At 62.5% G+C, this 26,242-nt stretch carries 17 protein-coding genes; 15 read left to right on the top strand and 2 right to left on the bottom strand.

The window, feature by feature from the left end:
• Positions 1-82 precede the first annotated feature (82 nt).
• The 14 genes from glpK to G3256_RS11380 all read left to right on the top strand — a co-directional run bounded on the left by glpK (position 83) and on the right by G3256_RS11380 (position 22,212).
• A complete protein-coding gene (gene glpK, locus G3256_RS11445) occupies positions 83-1,570 on the top strand; it encodes a glycerol kinase GlpK (RefSeq protein ID WP_169640943.1) in 1,488 nt (495 codons plus the stop codon).
• 24 nt (positions 1,571-1,594) lie between these two features.
• A complete protein-coding gene (locus G3256_RS11440; protein WP_169640942.1) occupies positions 1,595-2,740 on the top strand; it encodes an iron-containing alcohol dehydrogenase in 1,146 nt (381 codons plus the stop codon).
• 254 nt (positions 2,741-2,994) lie between these two features.
• The gene (gene gap / locus G3256_RS11435; RefSeq protein ID WP_169640941.1) at positions 2,995-4,002 is read left to right on the top strand and encodes a type I glyceraldehyde-3-phosphate dehydrogenase; all 1,008 of its coding nucleotides are present in this window, start codon (positions 2,995-2,997) and stop codon (positions 4,000-4,002) included.
• A gap of 45 nt (positions 4,003-4,047) precedes the next feature.
• Positions 4,048-5,853 (top strand): phosphogluconate dehydratase, encoded by a 1,806-nt coding sequence (gene edd, locus G3256_RS11430; protein ID WP_169640940.1) that lies wholly within the window; start codon positions 4,048-4,050, stop codon positions 5,851-5,853.
• Positions 5,854-5,865: 12 nt separating this feature from the next.
• Complete coding sequence (gene eda / locus G3256_RS11425) at positions 5,866-6,507, top strand: bifunctional 4-hydroxy-2-oxoglutarate aldolase/2-dehydro-3-deoxy-phosphogluconate aldolase (RefSeq protein WP_169640939.1); 642 nt, start codon at positions 5,866-5,868, stop codon at positions 6,505-6,507.
• 171 nt (positions 6,508-6,678) lie between these two features.
• Positions 6,679-7,623: a carbohydrate kinase family protein gene (locus G3256_RS11420; RefSeq protein ID WP_169640938.1), complete on the top strand. Its 945-nt coding sequence runs from the start codon at positions 6,679-6,681 to the stop codon at positions 7,621-7,623.
• Positions 7,624-7,693: 70 nt separating this feature from the next.
• Positions 7,694-10,117, top strand: coding sequence for a glycogen/starch/alpha-glucan phosphorylase (locus G3256_RS11415; protein ID WP_169640937.1), 2,424 nt, complete (start codon positions 7,694-7,696; stop codon positions 10,115-10,117).
• A 33-nt stretch (positions 10,118-10,150) separates the two neighbouring features.
• Positions 10,151-12,346: a 1,4-alpha-glucan branching protein GlgB gene (glgB, locus tag G3256_RS11410; protein ID WP_169640936.1), complete on the top strand. Its 2,196-nt coding sequence runs from the start codon at positions 10,151-10,153 to the stop codon at positions 12,344-12,346.
• 48 nt (positions 12,347-12,394) lie between these two features.
• Positions 12,395-13,654: a glucose-1-phosphate adenylyltransferase gene (glgC, locus tag G3256_RS11405; RefSeq protein ID WP_169640935.1), complete on the top strand. Its 1,260-nt coding sequence runs from the start codon at positions 12,395-12,397 to the stop codon at positions 13,652-13,654.
• A gap of 1 nt (position 13,655) precedes the next feature.
• Positions 13,656-15,098 carry a glycogen synthase GlgA gene (gene glgA / locus G3256_RS11400; protein WP_169640934.1) on the top strand — a complete coding sequence of 481 codons (1,443 nt, stop codon included), beginning with the start codon at positions 13,656-13,658 and terminating at the stop codon, positions 15,096-15,098.
• 18 nt (positions 15,099-15,116) lie between these two features.
• Positions 15,117-17,216, top strand: coding sequence for a glycogen debranching protein GlgX (gene glgX, locus G3256_RS11395; RefSeq protein ID WP_169640933.1), 2,100 nt, complete (start codon positions 15,117-15,119; stop codon positions 17,214-17,216).
• Entirely contained in the window at positions 17,213-19,216 is a 2,004-nt protein-coding gene (gene malQ, locus G3256_RS11390; RefSeq protein WP_169640932.1) for a 4-alpha-glucanotransferase, read from the top strand. The genes glgX and malQ overlap by 4 nt, the downstream gene beginning before the upstream one ends.
• Positions 19,213-20,844 carry an alpha-D-glucose phosphate-specific phosphoglucomutase gene (locus G3256_RS11385; RefSeq protein WP_169640931.1) on the top strand — a complete coding sequence of 544 codons (1,632 nt, stop codon included), beginning with the start codon at positions 19,213-19,215 and terminating at the stop codon, positions 20,842-20,844. The genes malQ and G3256_RS11385 overlap by 4 nt, the downstream gene beginning before the upstream one ends.
• Before the next feature lie 108 nt (positions 20,845-20,952).
• Positions 20,953-22,212 carry a cytochrome-c peroxidase gene (locus G3256_RS11380; RefSeq protein WP_169642415.1) on the top strand — a complete coding sequence of 420 codons (1,260 nt, stop codon included), beginning with the start codon at positions 20,953-20,955 and terminating at the stop codon, positions 22,210-22,212.
• Between the two features lie 3 nt (positions 22,213-22,215).
• Here the strand turns inward: G3256_RS11380 and G3256_RS11375 are convergent, their stop codons facing one another.
• Together G3256_RS11375 and G3256_RS11370 are read right to left on the bottom strand one after the other, a co-directional pair.
• On the bottom strand, positions 22,216-23,697 hold the full coding sequence (locus G3256_RS11375) for a CRTAC1 family protein (protein ID WP_169640930.1): 1,482 nt from the start codon (positions 23,695-23,697) through the stop codon (positions 22,216-22,218).
• Positions 23,694-24,956: an ROK family transcriptional regulator gene (locus G3256_RS11370; RefSeq protein WP_169640929.1), complete on the bottom strand. Its 1,263-nt coding sequence runs from the start codon at positions 24,954-24,956 to the stop codon at positions 23,694-23,696. The genes G3256_RS11375 and G3256_RS11370 overlap by 4 nt, the downstream gene beginning before the upstream one ends.
• A gap of 204 nt (positions 24,957-25,160) precedes the next feature.
• On the opposite strand from G3256_RS11370, the gene G3256_RS11365 reads away from it, so the two are divergent.
• Complete coding sequence (locus G3256_RS11365; protein ID WP_169640928.1) at positions 25,161-26,183, top strand: substrate-binding domain-containing protein; 1,023 nt, start codon at positions 25,161-25,163, stop codon at positions 26,181-26,183.
• The last annotated feature ends 59 nt before the right edge of the window (positions 26,184-26,242 follow it).

Raw genomic sequence — 26,242 nt, 5'->3', positions numbered from 1 at the left:
CGGGGCGCAGCACATGCCTGCGCCCCGGCTTTTCTGCGGCCGCGCGCCGCCCGACATTCAAAGGCAAACATCCGGGGGCACCATGACCCACATTCTGGCCATCGATCAGGGCACGACATCATCCCGCGCCATCCTTTTCGACGCGGATATGAAGATCACCGCGACCGCACAGGAGGAGTTTCCTCAGCACTTCCCTGATAGCGGATGGGTGGAGCACGACCCGGGAGATCTGTGGTCGACCACCGCCGGCACCTGTCGCGCCGCCGTGGAAAAAGCAGGTCTCGGCCCGGATGACATCACCGCAATCGGTATAACCAACCAGCGTGAAACCGTCGTGGTCTGGGACAGGAACACCGGCAAACCTGTCTATAACGCTATTGTCTGGCAGGACCGGCGCACCGCTGAATACTGCCGTGAGTTGCGCGAGGCGGGCCATGACAAAATGATCACTGCCCGCACGGGACTGCTGGCGGATCCGTATTTCTCCGCGACCAAGCTCAAGTGGATCCTGGATAACATTGAGGGCGCGCGCGACAGCGCGGCAAAAGGCGATCTGCTCTTTGGCACGGTCGATACTTTTCTGATCTGGAAGCTCACCGGAGGCGCGCGCCATGTGACGGACGCGACCAATGCCGCTCGCACGTCACTTTATGACATTCATAAAGGGCGCTGGAGCACCACGATCTGCGAGCTCTTTGACATCCCGCTGAACATGCTTCCCGAGGTATGCGACTGTGCGGCTGACTTCGGCACCACGCGGCCCGATCTTTTCGGCCGCCCTGTGCCCATCCTGGGCGTCGCAGGCGACCAGCAGGCGGCCACCATCGGCCAGGCCTGCTTTGAGCCCGGCATGCTCAAATCGACCTATGGGACGGGATGTTTCGCGTTGCTGAACACCGGCGATACTGCAGTAACCTCGGAAAACCGTTTGCTGACCACCATCGCGTACCAGTTTGACGGCAAACCAACCTATGCGCTCGAAGGCTCAATCTTTATTGCCGGCGCTGTCGTGCAGTGGCTGCGCGATGGCCTGCAGATCATCCGCGAAGCCTCCGAGACGCATCCGCTGGCCGAAAAGGCTGACCCGAATCAGAGTGTGGTGCTTGTGCCTGCCTTCGTGGGCCTTGGCGCGCCTTACTGGAACGCCGAATGCCGTGGCGCGATTTATGGTCTCACGCGCAGTTCCGGCCCCGCCGAATTCGCCAAAGCAGCTCTCGAAAGCGTGGGCTATCAGACCCGCGATCTGCTGGAGGCGATGAAAGCCGACTGGCAGGGGGAGGGCGCAGGATCGACCCTGCGCGTTGATGGCGGCATGTCCGCCTCGGACTGGGCCATGCAGTTTCTCTCCGACATCATCGGCGCGCCGGTGGACCGTCCGGAGGTGCTGGAAACCACGGCGCTCGGTGTCGCCTGGCTTGCCGGACAGCGCGCAGGGCTTTACCCGGACATCAAAGGATTTGCCGACAGCTGGCGGCTGGAGCGCACGTTTTCACCAAAGATGGATGAAGCTGACCGCGATGCGAAATACGGCAACTGGCAGCGCGCTGTGAAATCCACCCTCGCGTACTGACCGACCCACCGAAAGGCAGGGATCATGACCCCTTTCAGCTTTTTGACCGCCGGCCGAATTATCTTCGGCCGAGGCACCGCAGATCAGGCGGTTGCGGCTGTCACAGGCTTTGGCAGTAAAGTGTTGCTGGTGCGCGGGGCATCGGTGCCCTGGGTGGACGGATTTGAATCTGCGCTCAGCGCGGCGGGCGCGGATGTGACAACAGTTCTCTGCCGTGCCGAGCCTGATCTGCCGGCGCTGGAAGCGGCCCTTGATGCCGGGCGGTCTGCCGGCGCGGAGGTCGTCGTCTCTGTCGGGGGCGGTGCTGTGATCGATATGGGCAAGGCACTGGCCGCGCTGCTGCCGGCAAATACGCCGGTGCTGGACCATCTCGAAGGGGTCGGTGCCGGAAAACCGCTGACCGAACCGCCGCTGCCCTTTGTCGCTCTGCCTACGACAGCAGGAACCGGGGCGGAAGTCACCAGAAACGCGGTGATCTCGGTGCCGGAGGCGGGTCGCAAGGTCAGCCTGCGTGATGACCGGATGCTGCCCGACGTGGCCATCGTCGATCCTGCGCTGACCGATCATGCGCCGCGGCAGGTCACGCTGGCCTCAGGGCTTGATGCGGTGACGCAGTGTATTGAGCCCTGGCTCAGCACCCGCGCCAACCCGATGACAGACGCGCTTTGCGAAGCGGCCATCCCGGCCGGACTGCGCGCACTCGTGCGACTGGAGCAGGGCGAGGACAAAGACGCCCGGGACACGATGGCCTGGTGCAGTCTTGCCGGCGGTCTGGCGCTCGCCAACTCGGGCCTCGGCGCCGTTCACGGGCTTGCAGGTGTGCTGGGCGGGCGTCTTGGCGCTCCGCATGGCCTGATCTGCGGGCGGCTTCTGGGGCCGGTTCTGGCGGCAAATGCGGCGCACATGGCTGACGTTCCGGAGGCGCAGGTGCGCTTCGGTATGGTCGGGGGCTGGCTCGCTTCCGCGTTTCAGACAGATGCAGAGGACGCCTTTTCAGGTCTCGGGCGCATTCTCGACACCTGGCAGATGCCACGTCTGGGTGAATGGCTTACGGCTGATACCGATCTGAATGCAATCGCCGCAGAGGCCGCCGGGGCCTCATCCATGAAAGCAAACCCCTGCACGCTGAACCCGGACGAACTGGTTTCGGTCGTGCGTCAGGCTATGTAAGTGTACGTGACCTGCCGGAGCCGTGGAACCCGGACCGGTCCGGCGCGCGTTAGGCCATCAGGTGACCGGTTGCCCGGGACCCGGACAGGATAATGTTGCAGAACCAGAAAACCCACCCGCGCACTTATGACGCACTTTTCAGCCTTTCAGGTCTGAATCAACCATTGCACTTTCGTGCATAATATGTTCGTTAGCGCTAACAAAGAGCTGTGACCGGAGATTCCGGCACGGCATGACCTTTCAGGAGGACCACGATGTCACATTCAACAGCAATTAACGGTTTCGGACGCATCGGTCGGGGCGTGCTGCGCGCGATCATCGAAAACAACGTGACCGACGTCGAAGTGACCGCTATCAACGATCTGGCGTCGCCTGAAACACTTGCGCATCTGCTGAAGTACGATTCGGTACATGGCCGCTTTCCCGGCGAGGTCTCCGTCAAAGGCGACACGCTGGTGGTCAATGGTAAAGAAATCACCGTCACTGCGATCCGCAACCCTGCCGAACTTCCCTGGGACGGGGTCGATGTGGCGATGGAGTGCACCGGGTTTTTCACCAAACGTGATGCGGCTGCAGCCCACCTTGAGAACGGTTCAAAGCGGGTTCTTATCTCGGCGCCCGGCACCGATGTGGACCGCACCGTGGTCTTCGGTGTGAACGACAGGGATTTGACCAAAGACGATGTGATCGTCTCCAACGCGTCCTGCACCACCAACTGTCTCGCGCCGGTTGCGCATGTCCTTGATCAGCTTGTGGGCATCAAAACCGGCTATATGACGACAATCCACGCCTATACCGGGGATCAGCCGTCGCACGACTCCGCGCACAAAGATCCTTACCGCGGACGGGCTGCAGCGCTGTCGATGGTGCCCACCTCCACCGGTGCGGCGCGGGCTATTTCGCTGGTGCTGCCGCATCTTGAAGGCCGGCTTGAAGGCTCTGCGATCCGTGTCCCGACACCTAACGTGTCTCTTGTCGATCTCACCTTTATGCCGGAAAAGACCACCACTAAAGAGGCGATCAACGACGCGATGAAAGAAGCCTCCGAGGGCGCGCTCAAAGGCATTCTGGGCTATGCGCCTGAGCCCCTCGTCTCGATCGATTTCAACCACGATCCGCATTCCTCGACCTTTGCGCCTGCGCAGACCAGCGTGACCAAAGACGGGCTGATCCGGGTCGTGAGCTGGTATGACAACGAGTGGGGCTTTGCCAACCGCATGATCGATACCGGCCGCAGACTGGCGGAACTTTCAAAAACCTGACGCGGCCAACGCGTCAGGTCCACGCATCCTGAAGGAGGCGGACAGATGTCACTGAACGATACGATTTCACGGGTCACAGACCGCATCATCGAGCGCAGCCAGGGCCCGCGCGGAGATTATCTCAGGCGGATGGAGGCCGCGCGGGTCAAGGGACCGGCGCGCGCTCATCTCAGTTGCAGCGGTCAGGCCCACGCCTATGCCGGTGCGGGCAGCGATCAGGACGCGCTGGTGCACAAAAGCGCGGGCAATCTGGGCATCGTGACTACTTACAATGATATGCTCTCCGCCCATCAGCCGTTTGAACGGTTTCCCGAACTGATCCGCGACGCCGCGCGCGAGGCGGGCGGCACAGCCCAGGTTGCCGGCGGTGTGCCCGCGATGTGTGATGGCGTGACCCAGGGCGAGCCCGGCATGGAACTCAGCCTGTTTTCCCGCGACGTGATCGCTATGGCGACGGCGGTGGCAATGAGCCACAACACCTTTGACGCTGCGGTCTATCTGGGCGTTTGCGACAAGATCGTGCCGGGGCTGGTCATCGCGGCTCAGACTTTCGGGCATGTGCCAACGGTCTTTCTGCCGGCCGGGCCGATGACTTCGGGCCTGTCGAATGAGGAAAAGAGCCAGGTCCGCCAGAAATTCGCCGCCGGCGAGGTCGGCCGTGAGGAGCTGATGGCCGCTGAAATGGGCGCCTATCACGGGCCGGGGACCTGTACGTTTTACGGAACTGCCAATACCAACCAGATGCTGATGGAGTTCATGGGCCTGCACCTGCCGGGCAGCAGCTTTGTGACGCCCAACACCGGGCTGCGCGATGCGCTGACCAAAGAGGGTGCGCGCCGGGCGCTTTCGCTGTCGGACCTGGGCAATGATTACACACCGGTCTGCGATATCCTCGATGAAAAGGCCTTTGTGAACGGGATCGTCGGGCTTAACGCCACGGGCGGGTCGACCAATCTGCTCATTCACCTTGTGGCGATGGCGCGGGCAGGGGGGATCATCCTCGACTGGCAGGATTTCTCCGAGATTTCCGACGTCACGCCGCTGCTCGCACGGGTCTATCCCAACGGGCTTGCGGATGTGAACCATTTCCATGCCGCAGGCGGTCTGGGCTATATGATCCACGAGCTGCTGGGCGCCGGCCTGCTGCACGATGATACTAAAACCGTCGCCGGCGGCGGGCTGGAGCTTTACACGCAGGAGCCGAAACTGCGCGACGGCAAGGCGGTCTGGGAGCCGGGCACCACCAGAAGCCTCAACGAAAAAATCGTGCGCCCTGCGGCGGAGCCGTTTCAGGCGACAGGCGGGCTCAGACGGCTCAACGGGAGCCTTGGCAACGCGGTGATGAAAGTCTCTGCGGTGAAAGAAGAGCATCAGGTGATTGAAGCGCCCGTGCGCGTTTTCCATGATCAGGAGAGCGTCAAGGCAGCCTGCCGTGCGCAGGAGATTAACAGCGACACAGTCGTCGTGGTGCGTTTCCAGGGCCCGAAAGCCAACGGCATGCCGGAGCTTCACAGCCTGACGCCGCTGCTGAAGAACCTGCAGGCCAGGGGCATCAACGTGGCGCTGGTAACCGACGGCCGGATGTCCGGCGCGTCGGGCTCGGTGCCGGCGGCCATCCACGTCAGCCCCGAGGCGCTCGATGGCGGTGAGATCAGCAAGCTGAAAGACGGAGATATCGTGCGGGTCGATGCAAAAACCGGTGTGCTGGATATCATCACCAAAGGCGTGTCGGACAGGCCCGCAGCCACCGCCGATCTGTCGGATAATGAACACGGGCTCGGCCGCGAGCTTTTCGCAGCCTTCAGACGCCAGGTTGGCACCGCAGACACCGGCGCCTGCGCGCTCTTTTAGAAAGGATTTCCGATGACCCCACAGGACGCAAGCAGACGCGCCCGAGAGATCTGCGGCATGGCACCGATCGTGCCGGTGCTGGTGGTCAATGACGCGAGCCGCGCGCGCCCGCTGGCCGAAGCGCTGGTGGCCGGCGGGTTGCCGGCCCTTGAGGTCACTCTGCGCACGCCGGCGGCACTTGAGGTCATCGCTGAGATGGCCAAAGTCAAAGGCGGCGTGGTGGGCGCCGGGACGCTGATCACGCCCGAAGATGTGCGTGCGGCCAAAGATGCGGGTGCCACGTTCGGAGTGTCCCCTGGTGCCACAGATGCGCTCATCGATGCCTGCGAAGCGATGGATCTGCCGTTGCTGGCGGGGGCCGCGACCGCAACAGAGGCGATGAAGCTTCTCGAGCGTGGTTATGACATGCTGAAGTTTTTCCCCGCAGAAGCCTCGGGCGGTGCTCCGGCCCTCAAAGCCATCGGCGCGCCGCTGCCGCAGGTCTCTTTCTGCCCGACAGGGGGTGTCAGCCCGTCGAACGCGATGGAGTACCTGTCGCTTTCGAATGTGGTCTGCGCGGGCGGCAGCTGGGTTGCGCCTGCTGATCTGGTGGCCTCCGGCGACTGGGCCGGTATTGAGGCGCTGGCGCGGGAGGCCTCAACGCTTGGTCGCTGAGGCAGTGGGACAATGACGCATGCAAAGGCCTTGCCTGCGTTGACGCGGGTTCTATAACCGCCCGGAACCGGAGCGACCGCCCCGGAGCAACCGGATAAAAGGGTGCTCTGGCGGGAGTGCCGGACAACAGAAGGCGGCCGCGCGGCAACGCGCTGTGCCGGGAACGACGATATGATTTTGTGCTGCGGAGAAGCTCTGATCGATATGATCCCCGCCCCTGTGCAGACGGGCGGGACCGGCTATGTGCCCCATTCCGGTGGTGCGGTCTTCAATACTGCCGTGGCCCTCGGCCGGCTTGACGTGCCCACCGGGTTCCTGACCGGTCTTTCCAAAGACCTTTTTGGCGAACAGCTGCGCGAAACGCTTGGCAACAGCAGGGTGGATACGCGGTTCTGTATTCTCTCTGACCGCCCCACGACGCTGGCCTTCGTGCGCCTGACCGACGGCCATGCCACCTATACGTTTTACGATGAGAATACCGCCGGACGTTCGCTCTTTCCTGACCAGCTGCCCGATCTGCCCGATGAGATCGGCGCACTCTATTTCGGCGGCATCAGCCTGATCAGCGAGCCCTGCGCCGATTTCTATGCAGCGCTTGCGATGCGCGATGCGGACGAGCGCCTCATTGTGATGGATCCCAATATCCGCGCCGGTTTCATCCGGGACGAAGACCGTTACCGTGCGCGTCTGGATGCCATGATCCGGCGGACCGGTATTCTGAAAGTGTCCGATGAGGATCTGGAATGGATCCTGCCGGGCCCGGGACCGCTCGACGAGAAAGCAGGGGCCATTGCCGCCCGCGGGCCGAAAATCGTGATCGTGACCCGGGGCAGAGAGGGCGCATTTGCCTCTTTTTCAGACGGAACCATGGTCACAGCCCCCGCGCGCCGGGTTGAGGTGGTGGACACTGTGGGTGCGGGTGATACGTTCAATGCGGGCGTTCTGGCTGCGCTGGCATCAGACGGTTTGCTGACGCGCGCAGGCCTCGAAGAAATTGACGGGCCCCGGATGAAATCCGCCCTTGAGCATGGCGCGCGCGTGGCCGCCGTCACCGTCTCACGGGCCGGGGCCAACCCGCCCTGGTCACATGAACTGAGCGGGCCTGACCCGGACTGACACAAACACATCGGATTACCGATATCACCGACCCCTCTGGCGGGGTCCGGAATGAGAGCAAAGAGATACAATGTCTTCACCCAATACCCCCCCCGTTTCGGCGCAGGATTTTGCGGCATCGATCCTGCAGCACCTCAAAACGTCGCTGGGCAAGGATGCCCCGCACGCATCGCTTTATGACTGGCGCATGTCCCTGTCACTGGCACTGCGCGATCTGGTGGTCGATCCCTGGTTTGAGAGCACACGCAGGACCTACGAGGCCCGTGGAAAGCGCGTATATTACCTGTCGATGGAGTTTCTGATCGGGCGCCTGATTGAGGATGTCGCGGTCAACCTGCAGATGGATGAGGTGGCGTCAGAGGCGCTGGAAAGCCTTGGCCAAACCTATGAAAAGGTCGTCGCGGATGAACCCGACGCTGCGCTTGGCAACGGCGGCCTCGGGCGGCTGGCGGCCTGCTTTATGGATTCCCTGTCGACCCTCGGTATTCCGGCCTACGGCTACGGGATCCGCTATGAGCACGGGCTTTTCGAGCAGCATTTTGACAAGGGCGTGCAGGTTGAAACCGCCGAGACCTGGCTTGAACAGCGCCATGCCTGGGAGTTCGAGCGGCCCGAAGTGAACTATCCGATCCTTTTCGGCGGCCATGTTGCCGATGAGGACGGCAAGGCCGTCTGGCACCCGGAAGAGACTGTTATCGCATCGGCCTTTGACACGCCTGTTGTGGGCTGGGAAGGTCGCTGGGCCAACACGCTGCGCCTCTGGGCCGCCAAACCCGACCGCAATTTTGACCTCGAAAGCTTCAACCGCGGAGATTACATCGCTGCGAGCGCACCCGAGGCGCTCGCCCGCACGATCAGCCGCGTACTCTACCCTGACGACACTACGGATGTGGGCAAGGAACTGCGTCTTAAGCAGGAATATTTCTTCACCTCCGCCTCCCTGCAGGATCTTGTGCGCAGGTTCCTCAGCGAGGGCGGCGATCTGAAATCGCTGCCGGATTACGTGGCCATTCAGCTCAACGATACCCACCCCGCTATTGCCGGGCCTGAACTGGTGCGCATCCTGATGGATCTGCACAGCTTTGAGGTCTCGGATGCCATCAGCACCGCGCGCGGATGCCTCGCCTATACCAACCACACGCTGCTGCCTGAGGCGCTGGAACGCTGGCCCGAGGATCTCTTTGCGAGGGTGCTGCCGCGTCATCACCGGATCATCCAGCTCATCGAGGCTGCGCATTTCGCTGAAGCCGGCGAGCAGGTGCGCATCATCGAGCACGGTGAGGTTAAAATGGGCGAACTGGCCTTTGTCATGGCGCATCACGTCAATGGCGTCTCGGCCCTGCATTCTGAACTGGTGAAGGAGACCGTTTTTGCCGACCTGCACCAGGCCTACCCCGGGCGGATTGTGAACCAGACCAACGGCATCACGCCACGCCGCTGGCTTTACGCCTGTAACCCGCCGCTGCGCAATCTGATCAACGACACCATCGGCACCGCCTGGCCTGATGATCTGGAGAAACTTCAGGGGCTGAACGCCCATCTGGATGATCCGGCCTTCATCGACCGGTTTCAGGCGGCCAAGGACACCAACAAAGCGCGTCTGTCTGACTGGCTCAAAGACCGCGACGGTGTCTCCGTGGACCCTGCAGCTATGTTCGATGTCCAGATCAAACGGATCCACGAATACAAGCGCCAGCTTATGAATCTGCTGGAAACCGTCGCGCTCTGGAACGAGATCCGCGACAACCCGAACGGCGCATGGACGCCGCGCGTCAAAATCTTCGGGGGCAAGGCCGCTCCTGGCTATGTCGTGGCCAAGGAGATCATCCGCCTGATCAATGACGCAGGCGCTGTGATCAACGGGGACCCGGCCACCAAAGGGCTGCTTCAGGTCGTGTACCCGGAAAACTACAACGTCTCTATGGCCGAGGTGCTGATCCCGGCCACTGATCTGAGCGAACAGATTTCTACCGCCGGCAAGGAAGCCTCGGGCACCGGCAATATGAAGTTTGCCCTGAACGGCGCGCCGACGATCGGCACGCTCGACGGCGCCAATGTCGAAATCCGCGATTGCGTGGGGGCGGAGAACTTCTTTCTTTTTGGCCTTACCGCCGCTGAGGTTGCCGCCCGCCGCATGGAACCGGACTATGCCCGCCACGCGATTGAGGCAAGCCCGCGCCTTGGACGGGTGCTTGAACAGATCCGCTCGGGCGTTTTCTCTCCGTCCGACAAAGACCGCTATGCCGGGCTCGTGGATGGTCTGTTCAACCACGACTACTTCCTCGTGACCTGCGATTTTGACAGCTATTTCGACACACAGCGGGTGGTGGACACTGCCTTTGCGGATGCGCGGTCCTGGACCAGGCTTGCAGCGCTCAACACGGCCCGCGTCGGCTGGTTCTCCTCTGATCGCACGATCAGCGGGTACGCCCGCGACATCTGGAACGTGCGCAGCATGCTGGCCACCGGATCCGGAGACCGCGACGTGGCCTGAGCGGCCACGAGTAAAGACAAAGGAGCGCAGACGATGAGCCTCTCAGATCACGATAAACACGAGCTTCTCGCAGGCCGGCACGCCGATCCCTTTTCGGTCCTCGGCCTGCATGAGGTGGACGGAAAACTCACGCTGCGCGTCTTTGTGCCCGGCGCATCCGACGTGGCTGCGGTGGATGTCAAAACCGGTCGCAAAATCGTGGCACTGGCAGCCGTCGAGGATGCGCCGGGGCTCTTTGAAGGCGTGGCCGCGCGCCGCAAGAAGCCGTTTGAGTATCACCTGACGGTGGGCGCTGACGGGCACTCCTGGATTGCCGACGATCCGTATCGTTTCGGCCCGGTCATGGGCGAGCTTGATGAACACCTGATCGGCGAGGGCGCGCACCGCAGGCTCTGGGAAGTTCTGGGGGCCCATGTGATGACCCATCAGGGCGTTGCGGGCACGCATTTCGCGGTCTGGGCACCGAATGCCATGCGCGTTTCGGTTATCGGGGATTTCAACGCCTGGGACGGGCGCCGCAACCCGATGCGCAGACGCGGGGCGACCGGTGTCTGGGAGATTTTCACGCCCGGTGTGGGCGACGGCGAGATTTATAAATACGAAATCCTCGATGCAAACGGCACGCTCATGCCACAGAAAGCCGACCCTGTGGGCTTCGGGTCAGAACATCCGCCGCGCACGGGCTCGGTGGTGCGGGAAACCGGCGGGTACACATGGCGGGACGACGCCTGGATGTCACGCCGGGGAGCCGTGCAGCGGTTCGATAAACCGATCTCGGTCTATGAGGTACATCTGGGGTCCTGGCGGCGCGTGCCGGAAGAGGGCAACAGACCGCTGAGCTACCGCGAGCATGCAGAGCAGCTTGTCGGCTATGCCAGGGACCTGGGCTTTACGCATCTGGAGCTGATGCCGGTCTCCGAGTTTCCTTTTGACGGCTCATGGGGCTATCAGCCTGTCGGGCTCTTTGCGCCCACGATCCGGCACGGCACGTTTGACGAATTCCGCGCCTTTGTGGATGCCTGTCACGCAGCTGACATCGGGCTTATCCTCGACTGGGTGCCGGGCCACTTCCCCGAAGACCCGCACGGCCTTGGCCGTTTCGACGGCACCGCTCTTTATGAACACGCCGACCGGCGCGAAGGGTTTCACCCCGACTGGAACACGCTGGTTTATAACTACGGACGCGCCGAAGTGGCGAATTACCTGATCGCCAACGCGCTTTACTGGCTGGAAGAACATCATATCGACGGGCTGCGTGTGGATGCGGTCGCCTCGATGCTTTATCGCGATTACTCGCGGAAAGAAGGCGAATGGGTGCCCAACAAACACGGCGGTCGCGAGAACCTCGAAGCCATCGATTTCATGCGAAACATGAACACGGCCGCCTATGGCGAGAGCGACGGGGTTATGACCATTGCCGAGGAATCGACGGCCTTTCCGGGCGTGTCTGCTCCTGCGGATGCGGGCGGCCTGGGGTTTGGATTCAAATGGAACATGGGCTGGATGAACGACACGCTGAGTTATATGTCCGAAGACCCGGTGCATCGCAAATTCCACCACTCAAAGATGACCTTCGGTCTGCACTATGCCTTCAGCGAGAATTTCATTCTGCCGTTGAGCCATGACGAGGTCGTGCATGGCAAAGGCTCGCTGCTGGCGCGCATGCCGGGCGAGGGCGGAGATAAATTCGCCAACCTGCGCGCTTATTACGGGTTCATGTGGGGCCATCCGGGCAAGAAACTGCTCTTTATGGGGGGCGAATTTGCACAGCCTGCTGAGTGGAACCATGACAGCAGCCTCGACTGGCACCTGCTTGATCACCATAACCACAAGGGCATGCAGAGCCTGGTGCGTGATCTCAATCGCTTTTATACCACCACGCCCGCGCTTTATGAGCTTGATGCAAAGCCTGAGGGATTTGAGTGGGTTGAGGAAGACAATGCAGACGAATCCGTGCTTGTATGGTTGCGGAAGGGGCGCGGGGACACGCCGCCTGTGCTTGTGGTGTCGAACTTCACCCCAGTGGAAAGACCGGCGCGGCGGATCGGTGTGCCGGAACCCGGTCGGTGGGCCGAGCGTATTAACACGAATGCCGAAGCCTACGGAGGAGACGGGCGCGGCAATATGGGGGGCGTTCACTCGGAAGAGATCGCGGCATCCGGTCGCCCTGTCTCGGTCACTGTGACGCTGCCGCCGCTTACGACGCTGTTTTTCGAACTTGAGCGCTGAGAGGCGGCCGGGCCGGGAGAGGCACAGAATAATGAGGGAGGACGACCGATGAACAATGAATCGCAAAGGCTCGCGCACCAGACGATGGCCTTCGTGCTGGCCGGAGGACGGGGTAGCCGGCTCTATGAACTCACCGACAGACGCGCAAAACCGGCGATGTATTTCGGCGGCAAAAGCCGGATCATCGATTTTCCGCTCTCCAATGCGGTTAACTCAGGCATCCGCCGGATCGGGGTTGCCACCCAGTACAAGGCCCATTCGCTGATCCGCCACCTGCAGCGCGGCTGGAGCTTTTTCCGTGCCGAGCGCAACGAAAGCCTCGATATTCTGCCCGCCTCTCAGCAGATGAACGATGAGAACTGGTATAAGGGCACCGCAGATGCCGTCGCCCAGAATCGCGACATTATCGAAGGCTATGCGCCAAAATACATCGTCATCCTCGCTGGTGATCATATCTACAAGCAGGATTACTCGCTGATGATCAAGCATCACGTGGACAGCGGGGCGGATGTGACCGTGGGCTGTATCGAGGTGCCGCGCATGGAGGCGAGCGCCTTCGGCGTGATGGCCGTCGATACCGAAGACCGCATCCTGGAGTTCGTCGAAAAGCCCAAAGATCCGCCCGCAATGCCCAACGATCCCGATCACGCGCTGGCCAGCATGGGGATCTATGTCTTCGAGACGGAATATCTTTTCCGGATCATGGACGAATGCGCAGCCGACCCGGACTATGGCCATGATTTTGGCGGCGATGTGATCCCGCGGATCGTGAAGAACGGCCTTGCCGTCGCGCATCCTTTCAGCCGGTCCTGCGTTCGGACGGACAATGAAGACGGCTCTTACTGGCGCGATGTGGGCACGGTAGATGCCTTCTGGCAGGCCAATATCGATCTGACGGATTTTGACCCGGATCTCGATCTATACGACACAGAATGGCCGATCTGGACGTACTCCGAGCTCACCCCACCTGCGAAATTCATCCACAACGAAGAGGGGCGGCGCGGGCACGCGGTTTCATCAATGGTCTCGGGGGGCTGCATCATTTCCGGCTCACAGCTTGACCGTTGTTTCCTCTTCACGGGTGTGCGGACGCATTCCTATTCCGAGCTGAAAGGCGTCGTGGCGATGCCCTATGTGGAGATCAATCGCAAAGCGCGTCTGACCAATGTTGTAATCGACCGCGGGGTGACCATCCCGACCGGTCTTGTGGTGGGTGAGGATCCCGAGCTTGACGCGAAACGCTTCCGGCGGACCGACAATGGCATCTGCCTGATCACACAGCCGATGATCGATAAGCTGGATCTCTGAGGTGAAGGTCCTTTTCGTCGCGTCCGAATGCGCGCCCTTTGTCAAAACCGGCGGGCTGGCTGATGTGATCGGCGCCGTGCCGGGCGCACTGAAGCCGCTGGGCGCTGAGGCGCGGGTGATGCTGCCGGCCTACCCGGCGCTGAAGGCGCTGGTGAAGGGTGGCACCGAGGTCTGGCAATCGGCGGATCTGATGGGCGGCCCGGCGACCCTTGTGGCGGCAAGCGCCGAAGGCATGGATCTTCTGCTGCTCGATGCGCCACATCTCTATGACCGGGCGGGCTCGATCTATCTCGGACCTGACGGGGCAGACTGGCCCGATAACGCGCAGCGTTTCGCGGCACTCTCGCAGGTCGCGGCCGAGGTTGCGACCGGTGCGGCAGAGCGCTGGCGCCCGGATGTCGTACATGCGCATGACTGGCAGGCGGGGCTCATCCCGGCCTATCTCAGCCAGCAGGCGGGCGTTGTGCCTCCGACCCTGATGACCATCCACAACATCGCGTTTCAGGGGCTTTTTGACCCGGCACTGATGCCTGAGCTTGGTCTTGACGAGCGCCACTTTGACCGGGAGGGCGCGGAATTCTGGGGCCGTCTGGGGTTTCTCAAGGCCGGTCTTGCGATGTGTGATGCGATCACGACCGTCAGCCCGACCTATGCGCGCGAGCTGATGACGCCCGAGTTTGGCATGGGGCTGGAAGGGCTTTTGCAGGCCCGTGCGGGTGATCTGACCGGCATCCTCAACGGCATCGACACCGATGTCTGGAACCCGGAAACAGACGGGGCGCTGACGGCGGGCTATTCGGCAAAAGCGCTCAAAAACAAGACCAGAAATCGCAAAACAGTTCTCACCCGGTTTGATCTGGACAAAAACCCTACAGGGCCGCTTTTCTGTGTGATCAGCCGTCTGACCACCCAGAAGGGCCTTGATCTGCTTCTGGACGCGGTGCCCGCACTTGTCGCACGCGGCGCGCGCCTTGCGGTACTGGGCAGCGGCGACAAAGACCTTGAGGCAGGCTTTGTTGCTGCCTCTCACCGGCATCCCGGATCGGTGGGTGTGATTATCGGCTATGACGAGCCCCTGTCGCATCTGATGCAGGGTGGCAGTGATGCCATCCTGATCCCCTCACGGTTCGAGCCCTGCGGCCTCACGCAGCTTTACGGCATGCGCTATGGCACACTGCCGGTCGTGGCGCGCACCGGTGGTCTGGCCGACACGGTAATTGACGCCAATGAGGCAGCCCTGACAGCAGGTGTCGCCACCGGCGTGCAGTTCGCCCCGGTGACGGCGCAGGCGCTGATCCACGCGGTCACACGCACCTGCGATCTCTTTGCGCAACCGCGCGTCTGGACGGGCATGATGCGTCGCGCCATGCGGCATCCGGTGGGCTGGGATACGTCTGCTTCGGCCTATATGGACTTATATGAAGCGCTGCGTCAGCGCGGGTAGCAATCGGGGCAGGTGCCAGTGAACACTCAGATAACAGGCGGCTCACCGCACCGGCTCGGGGCGCACCCCGACGGCGACGGCGTGAACTTTGCCGTCTTTTCGGCCAATGCCGACAGCATAGAACTCTGCCTCTTTTCTGAGGACGGCAGCCGGGAAACCGCACGGCTGACACTGCCGGAGCGGACCGGCGACATCTGGCACGGGCATGTGGCCGGGCTGTTCCCCGGTGCGCTTTATGGCTACCGCGTTCATGGGGCCTATGCGCCGGAACGGGGGCACCGGTTCAACCCCAACAAACTGCTGCTTGACCCCTATACCCGTGAGATGCACGGCAGCTGGGCGCACAATCCGGCCATTCTCGGCTATGATAAATCCTCCGGAGCGGGTGATCTGTCGTTTTCTGCAGTTGATTCCGCAGCCTTCGTGCCGCGCTCGGTGGTCTCGGATCCGGCGCACTTCGAGATTATCCGCGATCACCCCGATACGCCCTGGGAAGAAACACTGATCTATGAGGCCCACGCCAAAGGACTGACGCGCCGGCACCCGGATGTGGCAGAGGCCGTGCAGGGCACATATGAGGGGCTCGCGTCCAACGCGATCATCGACCATCTGCACCGGATTGGTGTCACGGCGATCGAGCTTTTGCCGGTGCATTCCTTTCTTAATGACGGGTTTCTGCTCGACCGCGGGCTCAGCAATTACTGGGGCTACAACACGATCGGCTTTTTTGCCCCCGAGCCGCGTTATTTCGGGCCGGCGGGTATCGCCGGTTTCCGCGATATGGTGGCGCGCTTTCATGCCGCCGGCATCGAGGTCATTCTCGACGTGGTTTATAATCACACTGCCGAGGGCGATCACCGCGGCCCGACGATCTGTTACCGCGGGCTTGACAACGCGTCTTATTACCGCCTCATCAAGGGACAGCCACGCTATTACGTGAACGACACCGGCACCGGTAATACTGTCGATGTGTCAAACCCTTACGTGCTGCGTATGGTGCTCGACAGCCTGCGGTTCTGGGTGCAGAACATGGGTGTTGACGGCTTTCGGTTCGATCTGGCCACAACACTTGGCCGCGAGAGCCATGGCTTTGATCCGCGCGGAGGGTTTTTCGATGCCATCCGCCAGGACCCGGTGCTCGCAGGCGTCAAGCTGATTGCCGAGCCCTGGGATATCGGCCCCGGCGGGTACCGACTGGGAGAGTATCCACCGCCCTTTGCCGAATGGAATGATGCCTATCGCGACACGGTCCGGCGCTTCTGGAAGGGCGACGCGCACAGTGCGCAGGAACTGGGCGCGCGGCTGACCGGATCGGCGGGCGAGTTCGACCGCGACGGGCGACGGTCCTGGTCGTCGGTCAATTTTCTGGCAGCACATGATGGCTTCACCCTTGCCGATATCACCGCCTACAACCGTCGCCACAATGAGGCGAACAAAGAGAAAAACCAGGACGGGCACAACGCCAACCATTCTGACAACTGCGGTGTCGAAGGCGGCACAGACGATGAAGACGTTCTGGAAAGACGCAGGCGGCGCCAGCGCAATATGATGGCGACGCTGTTTTTATCGCAGGGCACTCCGATGATCCTGGCGGGTGACGAGACCGGCAATTCGCAGGGTGGCAACAACAACGCGTATTGCCAGGATAACGCGATATCATGGATCGACTGGCCGGCCGCGGATGACGCGATGACTGCGTTTTTTGCAGAGCTCTCCGCGTTCCGGCGGGCGCATCCTGCCGTGCGCCAGCCGCGTTTCCTGCATGCGGCGACACGGTCCGGTGACGGGTTGCCGGATGTGGATTGGCGCGGGTTCGACGGGGGCACACTGAACTGGCGGGACCCGGGGCTGTCCTGCCTCTGTGTGACCTATCGCGGATCGGGCGAAGCGCCGGAGCATGCCGTCACCGATGACACGGTCTTTGCCATCTTTAACCGCGAAGAGGGACCTGCAGAAGTCAGCATCCCGGGCGCGCCGGCAGGCTTTGAGTGGTACGTTGCCGTGGATACCAGCCGCGATACACCGGACATTGATGCATTCAGCGACCCTGAGATGACCGTCGAAGGCCCGGCGGTCGTGGCGCTGGCGCTGCGTGACACAGGTGCCGGTCCGGCATGACAGCAGACGAGACCCTCAGCGCTCTCTGCGATCTGGTCGGCGTCTTCCCGGAGTTTGTCGATCTTGATGGTGTGACACGCCCCATCCTGCCCGAAACAAAGCGTGCTCTGCTGCGCGCGGACGGCCTTGAGGTGGATACGGACCGTGAGGTCGCTGAAACACTGGCCGGGCTGCGCGCCGAAGCTGAGGCAGCCTGGCTGCCACAGGATGTTGTGCTCGCTTGTGACCAGCGGGCAGTGCTGCGTCCGGCCGGTGCGCCGGACTGGCATGTCCTGGCCGAAAACAGCGGCGCGGTTCTGGCCGAAGGGCATACGCAGGACGGGGTCATCAGCCTGCCACCGCTGCCCTCAGGCGTACATCTGCTGCACCTTGCGCAGGGCGGCCAGACGCAGCAGATCTGTCTTATAAGCGCGCCTTCTACCACGCCGGGACTGCGGGACATGGGCGCGGGCGATAAAACATGGGGCGTTGTGGCGGCGCTTTACGGTCTGCATTCCGCGCGCAATCCGGGGCCAGGGGATTTTGCCGATCTTGCCGGTCTTGCGCGGGGTCTGGGCGCGCAGGGCGCGCAGTTCCTGGGCATCAATCCGGTGCACGCCCCGGGCTGGGCGGATGAAGGCACAATCAGCCCCTATTCACCGACCCACCGCGGCTTTCTGAACACGACACATATCGCCGCGCAGAACCTTGAAGGGGTGACCCCGCGCCAGCAGGACAGCGCTCGGGGCCCGCTGATTGATTACCCGCAACACCGGGTCTGGCAACGGGCCTCCCTGCGCGACGCCTGGCAGCATTTCTGTGATCACGCGACCGATAACCAGCGCCGCGCATTCGAAGCCTTCTGCGCCGAAGGCGGCGCGGCGCTGCAGGATTTTGCGCTCTTTGAGGCGCTGAGTGAGACCCATGGTGCCGACTGGCGGCACTGGCCCGCCGGTCTGCAGACCCCTGCCGGGGCCATAGCCGGGGGCGGGGCGCCGGACACCCGGTTTCACCTCTGGCTGCAATGGATCGCTGATGCGCAGCTTGGTGCCGCACAGTCAGAGGCACGGGCGGCCGGCATGGCGCTGGGGCTTTATCTTGACCTGGCCGTGGGTGCGCGGCGTGGCGGTGCCGAGGCCTGGTCAGGCCAGGATGCAGTGGCCGCCGGTGTTTCGGTTGGTGCGCCCCCCGATCAGCTCAGCCCGGCAGGACAGAACTGGCAGCTTGCAGGCTTTGCCCCTCGTAAACTGCGCGCGGCCCGCTACGCACCGCTGCGCCAGGTGCTGGCGCAGTCCATGCGCCATGCGGGCCTTTTGCGCATCGATCACGTGCTTGGCATGAACCGCAGCTTCTGGATCCCCGATGATGGCAGCCCGGGCGGGTACATCCGCCAGCCTTTCGGCCCGCTGCTGGCAATCGTCGCGATTGAGGCACAGCGCGCCGGTACAGCAGTGGTAGGCGAGGATCTGGGGCTGGTGCCGCCCGGCTTCCGTGAGGAAATGGCCGGTCGCGGATTATATGGCTATACCGTGCTGCAATATGAAAAGACGGACCGGCACAGCTTTCGTGACCCCGCAGATCTGCGCCCGCAGTCGCTGGCCTGTTTCGGCACACACGACACGCCCACGCTGCAGGGATACTGGACAGGGCACGACATCGACTGGTGGCAGGAACTGGGATGGATCGGGCAGGAGAATGTCGCCGGCGCCCGGGCCGACCGCGACCTTGAGAAAGCAGCACTGCCGGGAGACGGGGACACGTCGCGCCGCGATGCGATCCACAGTGCCCTGGCAGAAGGGGCCACCGCGATGGTCGCGGTACAGCTTGATGATGTGCTTGATGTGCGCGAGGCTCAGAACCTGCCAGGCACCACGCACGAGCACCCTAACTGGCAGCGGCGCTATCCGCTGCCCGTCGCAGAGATCGCCGCCGATGCACGGCTCGCCGGAACAGCCGTGATTATGGCGCGGGCCGGACGGTCCGCTGCGCACAATGACATTGAAAGAGAGGAAAACCAATGACCGTCGTTACCGTTTCCAAAGGCCCCTTTGAAGGGCAGAAACCCGGCACATCGGGCTTGCGCAAAAAGACGCGTGTGTTCATGGAACCCGGCTATCTGGAATGCTTTGTGCAGTCAGTGTTCAACGCGATCGGCGGCGCAGAGGGCAAGAGCTTTGTGGTCGGCGGCGACGGGCGTTTTTTCAACCGTGAGGCCATTCAGACGATCCTGAAAATGGCCGCTGCCAATGGTGCGGCAATGGTCATCGTGGGGCAGGGCGGTCTGCTCTCGACGCCCGCGGTCTCGAACCTGATCCGCCAGCGCGGGACAGACGGCGGCCTTGTGCTTTCGGCCAGTCATAATCCCGGCGGGATCGATGCGGATTTCGGCATCAAATATAACATCGCCAACGGTGGCCCCGCGCCGGAAAACATCACCGCCGGCATTTTTGAGCAGACCCAAAACATCACGGAATACCGCACGCTCGACGCCGGGGATGTGGATCTTGCGGCGGTAGGAACGACATCGCAGGGCGACATGGTGGTCGAGGTCGTGGACCCTGTCACCGATTACGAAGCGCTGATGCATACCCTTTTCGATTTTGACAGGATCCGCGCTCTTTTTGCCTCCGGTTTCACCATGCGTTTCGATGCGATGCACGCCGTGACGGGCCCCTATGCCAAAGCGATCCTGGAGGGCAGCCTCGGTGCGCCTGCCGGAACCGTGATCAATGCTGTGCCCTCGGAGGATTTCGGCAAGGGCCACCCCGATCCCAATCCGGTCTGGGCCAAAACGCTGATGGACGAGATGATGTCGGACACAGCCCCCGACTTCGGCGCCGCCTCAGACGGCGACGGGGACCGCAATATGATCGTCGGGCGCGGGATCTATGTCACACCCTCGGACAGCCTTGCGGTGCTGGCGGCAAACGCGACACTGGCACCGGGGTATAAGGACGGGCTCGCCGGTGTGGCGCGCTCCATGCCCACCAGTGCGGCCAGCGACAGGGTTGCGCAAAAGCTGGGCATCGCAAGTTATGAAACTCCTACCGGGTGGAAGTTTTTCGGCAATCTGCTGGATGCGGGAAAAGTCACGCTCTGTGGCGAGGAGAGTGCCGGCACCGGCTCGGATCACGTGCGCGAAAAGGATGGTCTCTGGGCCGTACTGCTGTGGCTCAATATCCTGGCCGAGACCGGAAAGCCGGTGATGGCGATGCTCAACGATCACTGGGCCACTTTCGGGCGCAACTATTATTCGCGCCATGATTACGAGGCCGTGCCCACAGAGGCTGCGACCGCAGTTATGGCGCGGGTCGAAGACCGGCTCTCTGACCTCACCAGTCAGTCCTTTGCCGGTCTTAAAGTGACCTCGGCTGACAGTTTTTCCTATCACGATCCGGTCGATGGCTCGGTCAGCCATAATCAGGGACTGCGCATCGGGCTTGAGGGCGGCGGTCGCGCGGTTCTGCGGCTGTCGGGCACCGGCACCGACGGGGCCACGATCCGGGCCTATCTTGAGCAATACACCGGACCCGAAGGAGATCATTCGCTGGATGCGGAAACGGCGCTGGCCGATGTGCGGTCCGCGATGCTTGAAATCACCGATATGGAGGCGCTGACAGGCCGCGCCGGGCCCGATGTGCGGACCTGACAGGTGACGCGGTCGTCGGAAAACAGGGACAAAGCTGTGCAGTGGGAGAACTGCCGCCACCTGCGCACGCTTTGCGTTTTTGCCACGCTCGCTCTCGCTGGTGCGGTCATGGCGTCTTCACCTGAGCCGGTGCGCGATGCGGATTATGTGGCCGTCGATATGGCGCAGGTGCGTCTGGGTCAGATGCTGTTTTACGACCCCATTCTGTCGGGCAACCGCAATATCTCCTGCGCGACCTGCCACCATCCGACGCTTGGCACGGCGGACGGCGTGTCATTATCGATCGGCGAGGGGGGTACCGGGCTGGGGCCTGAGCGGCGCGCCGACCCGGACAACATGCCTGAACAACGCATTCCGCGTAATGCGCCGGCGCTTTTCAACCTGGGTGCGCGGGAGTTTACCGTGCTTTTCCACGACGGCCGGATCGAGGTCGATCCCGATAAACCCGGCGGGTTGCGGACCCCGATGGGCGCGGAGATGAGCGCCGGATTTGCGAGCCTGCTGTCGGCGCAGACGATGTTCCCGGTGCTGAGTGCCGATGAAATGGCCGGCCATTACAGCGAAAACGACGTCTCGGCGGCCGTCCGTCAGGGCCGGATTACCGGTGACGGAGGTGCCTGGTCACTGCTGAGCGCGCGGGTGGCCGGGACACCGGGATATCAGCCGCTGATTTCTGCTGCATTTCCCGCTCAGGAGGCAATTGATTTCACCGATATCTCCGATGCGATTGCCGCTTTCATCGCCTTTGAATGGCGCTCAGACACCAGCCCCTTTGATGCACACCTGCGCGGCGAAGTGGCGCTGGAGGGCGAAGCGGCCCGCGGAATGGAACTCTTTTACGGCCCCGCCGGATGTGCCGCCTGTCACAGCGGGCCGTTTCAGACCGACCACAGCTTTCACGCAGCAGGCGTGCCGCAGTTCGGCCCGGGCAAAGCGGCGCGGTTTGAAAACCACGTGCGCGATACCGGGCGGATGCGGGTAACGGGCCGGACGGAGGATGCCTATGCGTTCCGCACGCCATCGCTGCGCAATGTCACGGCAACTGCTCCTTACGGGCATACCGGAAGCCATACAGAGCTTGCAGCCTTCCTCGCCTATCACGCGGACCCTGTCGCGGGTCTTGGGCGCTTTGATCCTGCGGGGGTCGCTCTGCCGGACCTGCCGGGTGTGCAGGACTGGCAGCATGTGGAAAGCGCGGCTGAGCAGGACGCGTTGCGCGCAGCCATCACGATGCCCGCCGTGACCCTCTCAGCGGACGATGTGGCGGCCCTGGTGGCGTTTCTGGAGGCGCTGACCGATCCGGTGGCCCTCACGGGGCGGCTTGGCATACCTGAGGCCGTGCCCAGCGGGTTGCCCCTCGACCGCTGAGCCTCAGGGCGAGAGCGTTATCCGGGTGCCGGCGATTGCGGCCACGGGTCCCGTCACGCGGCCATCGGGCCATTCCACCGTCACATCTGCCATCTCTTCAGACCCGAGGCCAAAATGCAACGGCCCTGACTGTCCGCCGCCATGACCGCCGCCTGTTGTGACCTCCTGCACCCGGGCACCGTACCGGGTTGTCACTGTTACCAGCGCGCCAACGGCACGGGTGTTGGGGGCATGGGCTCTGAGGCTGACCGCCAGCCAGTGCCCGGCATCCGGTGTCACGTTGCGGTAAAGTTCCATCGGGGCGCGCCGGTTCACCACTACCAGATCGGGCAGGCCGTCGAGATCAAGATCCGCAAGTGCTGCCCCGCGCGACCGCGCCATGCTTGCAACGCCGGCGCCCACGGAAGCCTCTGAAAAGATGCCGTTCTCTCCCTGGATCAGCAGCGAATTCGGGTCTTCCATTGCAAGCCCGGGCATCTGATCGACATTGCCCTTGGCGATAAACAGATCGCTTCGCCCGTCATTGTTCACGTCGGAAAACTCTGCGTGCCAGCCGGTCGAAGGCCGCCCGTCATCCCCCAGATGCGGCCGTTGCGCATAGGTCCCGAGCGAATAGGGCGCAGGGCTGTAGCGCCCGTCTGCACCCGCGATCTGCAAAAGCTGATCGCCCATCGAGGTCAGCATCACCTCGGCACGTCCGTCGCCGGTGATGTCGCGGCTGGCGATCCCCATGCCCCAGAGACGCACCGTTTCCCAGCCATCCTCAGGGCCCAGAAACCGGCCCGCGACCGGGTCATACATCTGCTCTGAGCCGTCGCGCACATAGTAATGCCGGTCATTGGAGATACGCAGCCGGGGGGTGCCGGTCGCATCCCGGGCAAAAAGCATCGACAGCGCGCAGTGCCCCGGTTCCAGAACCTCTGCCGTGAACCGGTTATCCGTCCGGCGGTGCAGACGATTACTGTCGCAGGCCTCAAAGGGCCCGTCAGGATCGGCGCGGTCCACGTAATTGCCCACCGCCATGACGAGCGCGCCGCCGATCCAGGCCGCGCTGAAGGCGGTGGACCAGGCATCACCACCGTCAAAGCCAAGACCGGCGTTGGCCGGAGTGAAACCGCAGGCCCCGTCGCCCCGCAGGAGCTGGTTTTCCCCCAGCCGCAGCACCATCACATCGAGATGCCCGTCGCCATCCGCATCCAGCGGCCAGGCCCCGGTGGTCGCGGTCAGTGCGGGCAGGGGAGCGGTGGTAAAATGCATGCCGCCCCTGTTGATCATCAGCTGCGCCGGGTTCTCTCCGCCAGCGGCCAGCAGTTCCGGCAGGTCATCGCCGTTGCAGTCGAATACCGCCACACCACCGCCCACGAAATGCTCCCAGCCGCCGGCATAGGTGTGGGCAGGCAGATTGCCGGAGAGATCCTCGAAAAGCACATCCGCAGCAAGCGGCTGAGCCATCAGCAGCGTGGCCATGAGGCAGACGGGTTTCATGTGCGTCCTTCGGCCATCGCATCGGCAATTTCCGACAGGGCGAGTGCCGCCGCACCCCGTGCCCACATCAGATCGCCCCAGGCGTGGGTCTCGATCTGTTGTGGTGCGCGACCGGTGCGGTTCAGCGACAGACGGTGCATTTCGCCGATCACGTCGTCCTCGTACAGATAATCGTACTGCATGCGCTCGCCTGCGATGATGATCAGCGACGGGTCGAACAGATTCACGACATTGGCCAGCCCCAGAGCCAGAAACCGCCCCGCGCGCCGGAAAATGACCCTTGCCGCTTCATTGCCGGCTTTGGCCTGCTCAAAGAGCTGCTCGAGCATCGCTTCGTCTCCGGTGCTGCCGCTGCCAGAGGCATCCAGCGCAGTAGAGGCCTCGCGCACCAGGGCATAATCGGCAATGTAAGCCTCCAGACAGCCGCGCTGCCCGCATTTGCACAGCGCCCCGTCCAGCTGCACCTTGGTATGGCCAAGCTCCATGCCCAGCGAGCCTGCGCCACGATAAAGGCGGTGGTTGAGCACAAGCCCCATGCCGACGCCCTGTTCGATGGTCACGACCGCAAAATCGGCCATGGCACGGCCCTTGCCAAACCAGAGCTCAGCGAGCGTTACCAGATTTGCGTCATTGTCCACCGCGACCGGCACGCCGAAACGGTCCTCCGCGAGGCTGCGCAGAGGGCGGTCGCGTTCCGTCAGAAGCGGCGACCAGACGAGCCGCCCTGCGGCATGATCAATCATCCCCGGCATGCCCAGCCCGATGCAGGCGATGTCACCACGCTGCAACCCGGCGCGCCCGAGCAGGGTGTCCAGCACTTTTTCGGTCTCGGACAGTATCTGATCAAGGCTGCGCCTGCGATCGCTGCAGGCAAGGCTTGCTTCGGCCAGGGGCTGCCCGGCGGCATCCACCAGAAGCGCCGTGTGCCGCGTGCGCGACAGTTTGATGCCCACCACATAGCCCGCATCGGGCTGTACAGAGAGTGCCACCGGCGGGCGGCCACGTGTCGTAGTGCGCGACGCATCGGCGCGTTCCTGCAAAAGACCCAGGTCGAGAAGCTCACCCACGAGGGCGGTGATCGAGGCAGGGCTGACGCCGAGTTGTTTAGCAACATCTATCCTTGAAACCGCACCGGCAGAGCGCACACACTCGAAGACACGGTGGCGCAGGGTCGTGCCGGGCCCTTCTGATTCGGGGCGGATCGGACCGCACCCTGTCGGGGGACTGCCCGTATCACCGGGCGTTATCTCCACATTCATTTATTCAGCTCCTTAAAATAAAGACCTGATTCAGAAGCGCCAAACCCGGTATTGATGTCCATAGCCCATGATTTGCCGAATTTTTTCGCATTTCAAGCACATTTTTATTTTGACAACTAAATTAAAACGCGTGATCCTTTAGTTTATGCCGTTCAACTGACTCGGCATGAACAGTCACAAGAGCTGTCCCATCGGGAGGATACAATGAAAAAGACCCTTATTCTGGCTGCCGCGCTGTCGACGGCCTTCACATCAGCTGCAGTCGCACAGGACCTGAAGGTCGGTGTCAGCTGGTCCAACTTCCAGGAAGAACGCTGGAAAACAGACGAAGCGGCGATCAAAGCGGCTCTGGCCACGGCCGGTGCCACTTATATGTCCGCTGACGCGCAGGCTTCTGCCGCCAAGCAGCTGTCGGATGTCGAAGCGCTGATCGCGCAGGGGGCGGATGCCCTGATCATCCTCGCCATGGACAAAGATGCCATCGGCCCCGCGGTTGATAAAGCTGACGCCGAAGGAATTCCGGTCGTGGGCTATGACCGTCTGATCGAAGACCCGCGCGCCTTCTACCTGACCTTTGATAACAAAGGCGTGGGCCGCATCATCGCCGAAGCGGTGACAGGTGCGCAGCCTGAAGGCAACTTTGCCATCATCAAAGGCGACAAGGGTGACCCCAACGCGGGCTTCCTGCTCGAAGGAATGATGGAAGTCATCGGTGACGATGTCGCCGCAGGTAAAATCAACATCGTCGGCGAAGCCTTCTCCGACGGCTGGAAGCCTGACAACGCGCAGAAAAACATGGAACAGATCCTGACCGCCAACAACAACCAGGTCGATGCTGTTCTGGCACAGAACGACGGTATGGCAGGCGGCGCGATTGCGGCACTCGCAGCACAGGGTCTTGATGTTCCGGTTGGTGGCCAGGACGGCGATCACGCGGCGCTGAACCGTGTCGCCCGCGGCACCCAGACCGTGTCCGTATGGAAAAACTCCCGTGACCTCGGTGCGGCAGCGGCAAAAATCGCCGTGGCGCTCGCAAACGGCACCGCGATGGAAGACATCGACGGTGCGGTGAAATGGTCCGGTGGGGAGAACGGCGTCGAGATGAACGCAATCTTCCTTGATCCCACACCGATCACAAAAGACAACATCAGCAAGGCAATTGATGCCGGTCACATCGAGCAGAGCAAAGTCTGCGAAGGTGCAATGGCTGGCGTTGCCGGCTGCTGATCGCTGATCTCCGGAACCGGGCGCGCAACTGACCGCGCCCGGTTCTCCAAACTCTCATT

The organism is Roseobacter ponti, from assembly GCF_012932215.1.
Lineage (GTDB): Bacteria > Pseudomonadota > Alphaproteobacteria > Rhodobacterales > Rhodobacteraceae > Roseobacter > Roseobacter ponti.
The sequence above is the reverse complement of the archived record's forward strand: the minus strand, read 5'-3'. Positions and strand labels throughout refer to the sequence as shown.

Coding starts and splice junctions, on each gene's coding strand:
- glpK (WP_169640943.1), top strand. CDS start 83: ATGACCCACATTCTGGCCATCGATCAGGGCACGACATCATCCCGCGCC.
- G3256_RS11440 (WP_169640942.1), top strand. CDS start 1,595: ATGACCCCTTTCAGCTTTTTGACCGCCGGCCGAATTATCTTCGGCCGA.
- gap (WP_169640941.1), top strand. CDS start 2,995: ATGTCACATTCAACAGCAATTAACGGTTTCGGACGCATCGGTCGGGGC.
- edd (WP_169640940.1), top strand. CDS start 4,048: ATGTCACTGAACGATACGATTTCACGGGTCACAGACCGCATCATCGAG.
- eda (WP_169640939.1), top strand. CDS start 5,866: ATGACCCCACAGGACGCAAGCAGACGCGCCCGAGAGATCTGCGGCATG.
- G3256_RS11420 (WP_169640938.1), top strand. CDS start 6,679: ATGATTTTGTGCTGCGGAGAAGCTCTGATCGATATGATCCCCGCCCCT.
- G3256_RS11415 (WP_169640937.1), top strand. CDS start 7,694: ATGTCTTCACCCAATACCCCCCCCGTTTCGGCGCAGGATTTTGCGGCA.
- glgB (WP_169640936.1), top strand. CDS start 10,151: ATGAGCCTCTCAGATCACGATAAACACGAGCTTCTCGCAGGCCGGCAC.
- glgC (WP_169640935.1), top strand. CDS start 12,395: ATGAACAATGAATCGCAAAGGCTCGCGCACCAGACGATGGCCTTCGTG.
- malQ (WP_169640932.1), top strand. CDS start 17,213: ATGACAGCAGACGAGACCCTCAGCGCTCTCTGCGATCTGGTCGGCGTC.
- G3256_RS11385 (WP_169640931.1), top strand. CDS start 19,213: ATGACCGTCGTTACCGTTTCCAAAGGCCCCTTTGAAGGGCAGAAACCC.
- G3256_RS11380 (WP_169642415.1), top strand. CDS start 20,953: ATGGCGTCTTCACCTGAGCCGGTGCGCGATGCGGATTATGTGGCCGTC.
- G3256_RS11375 (WP_169640930.1), bottom strand. CDS start 23,697: ATGAAACCCGTCTGCCTCATGGCCACGCTGCTGATGGCTCAGCCGCTT.
- G3256_RS11370 (WP_169640929.1), bottom strand. CDS start 24,956: ATGAATGTGGAGATAACGCCCGGTGATACGGGCAGTCCCCCGACAGGG.
- G3256_RS11365 (WP_169640928.1), top strand. CDS start 25,161: ATGAAAAAGACCCTTATTCTGGCTGCCGCGCTGTCGACGGCCTTCACA.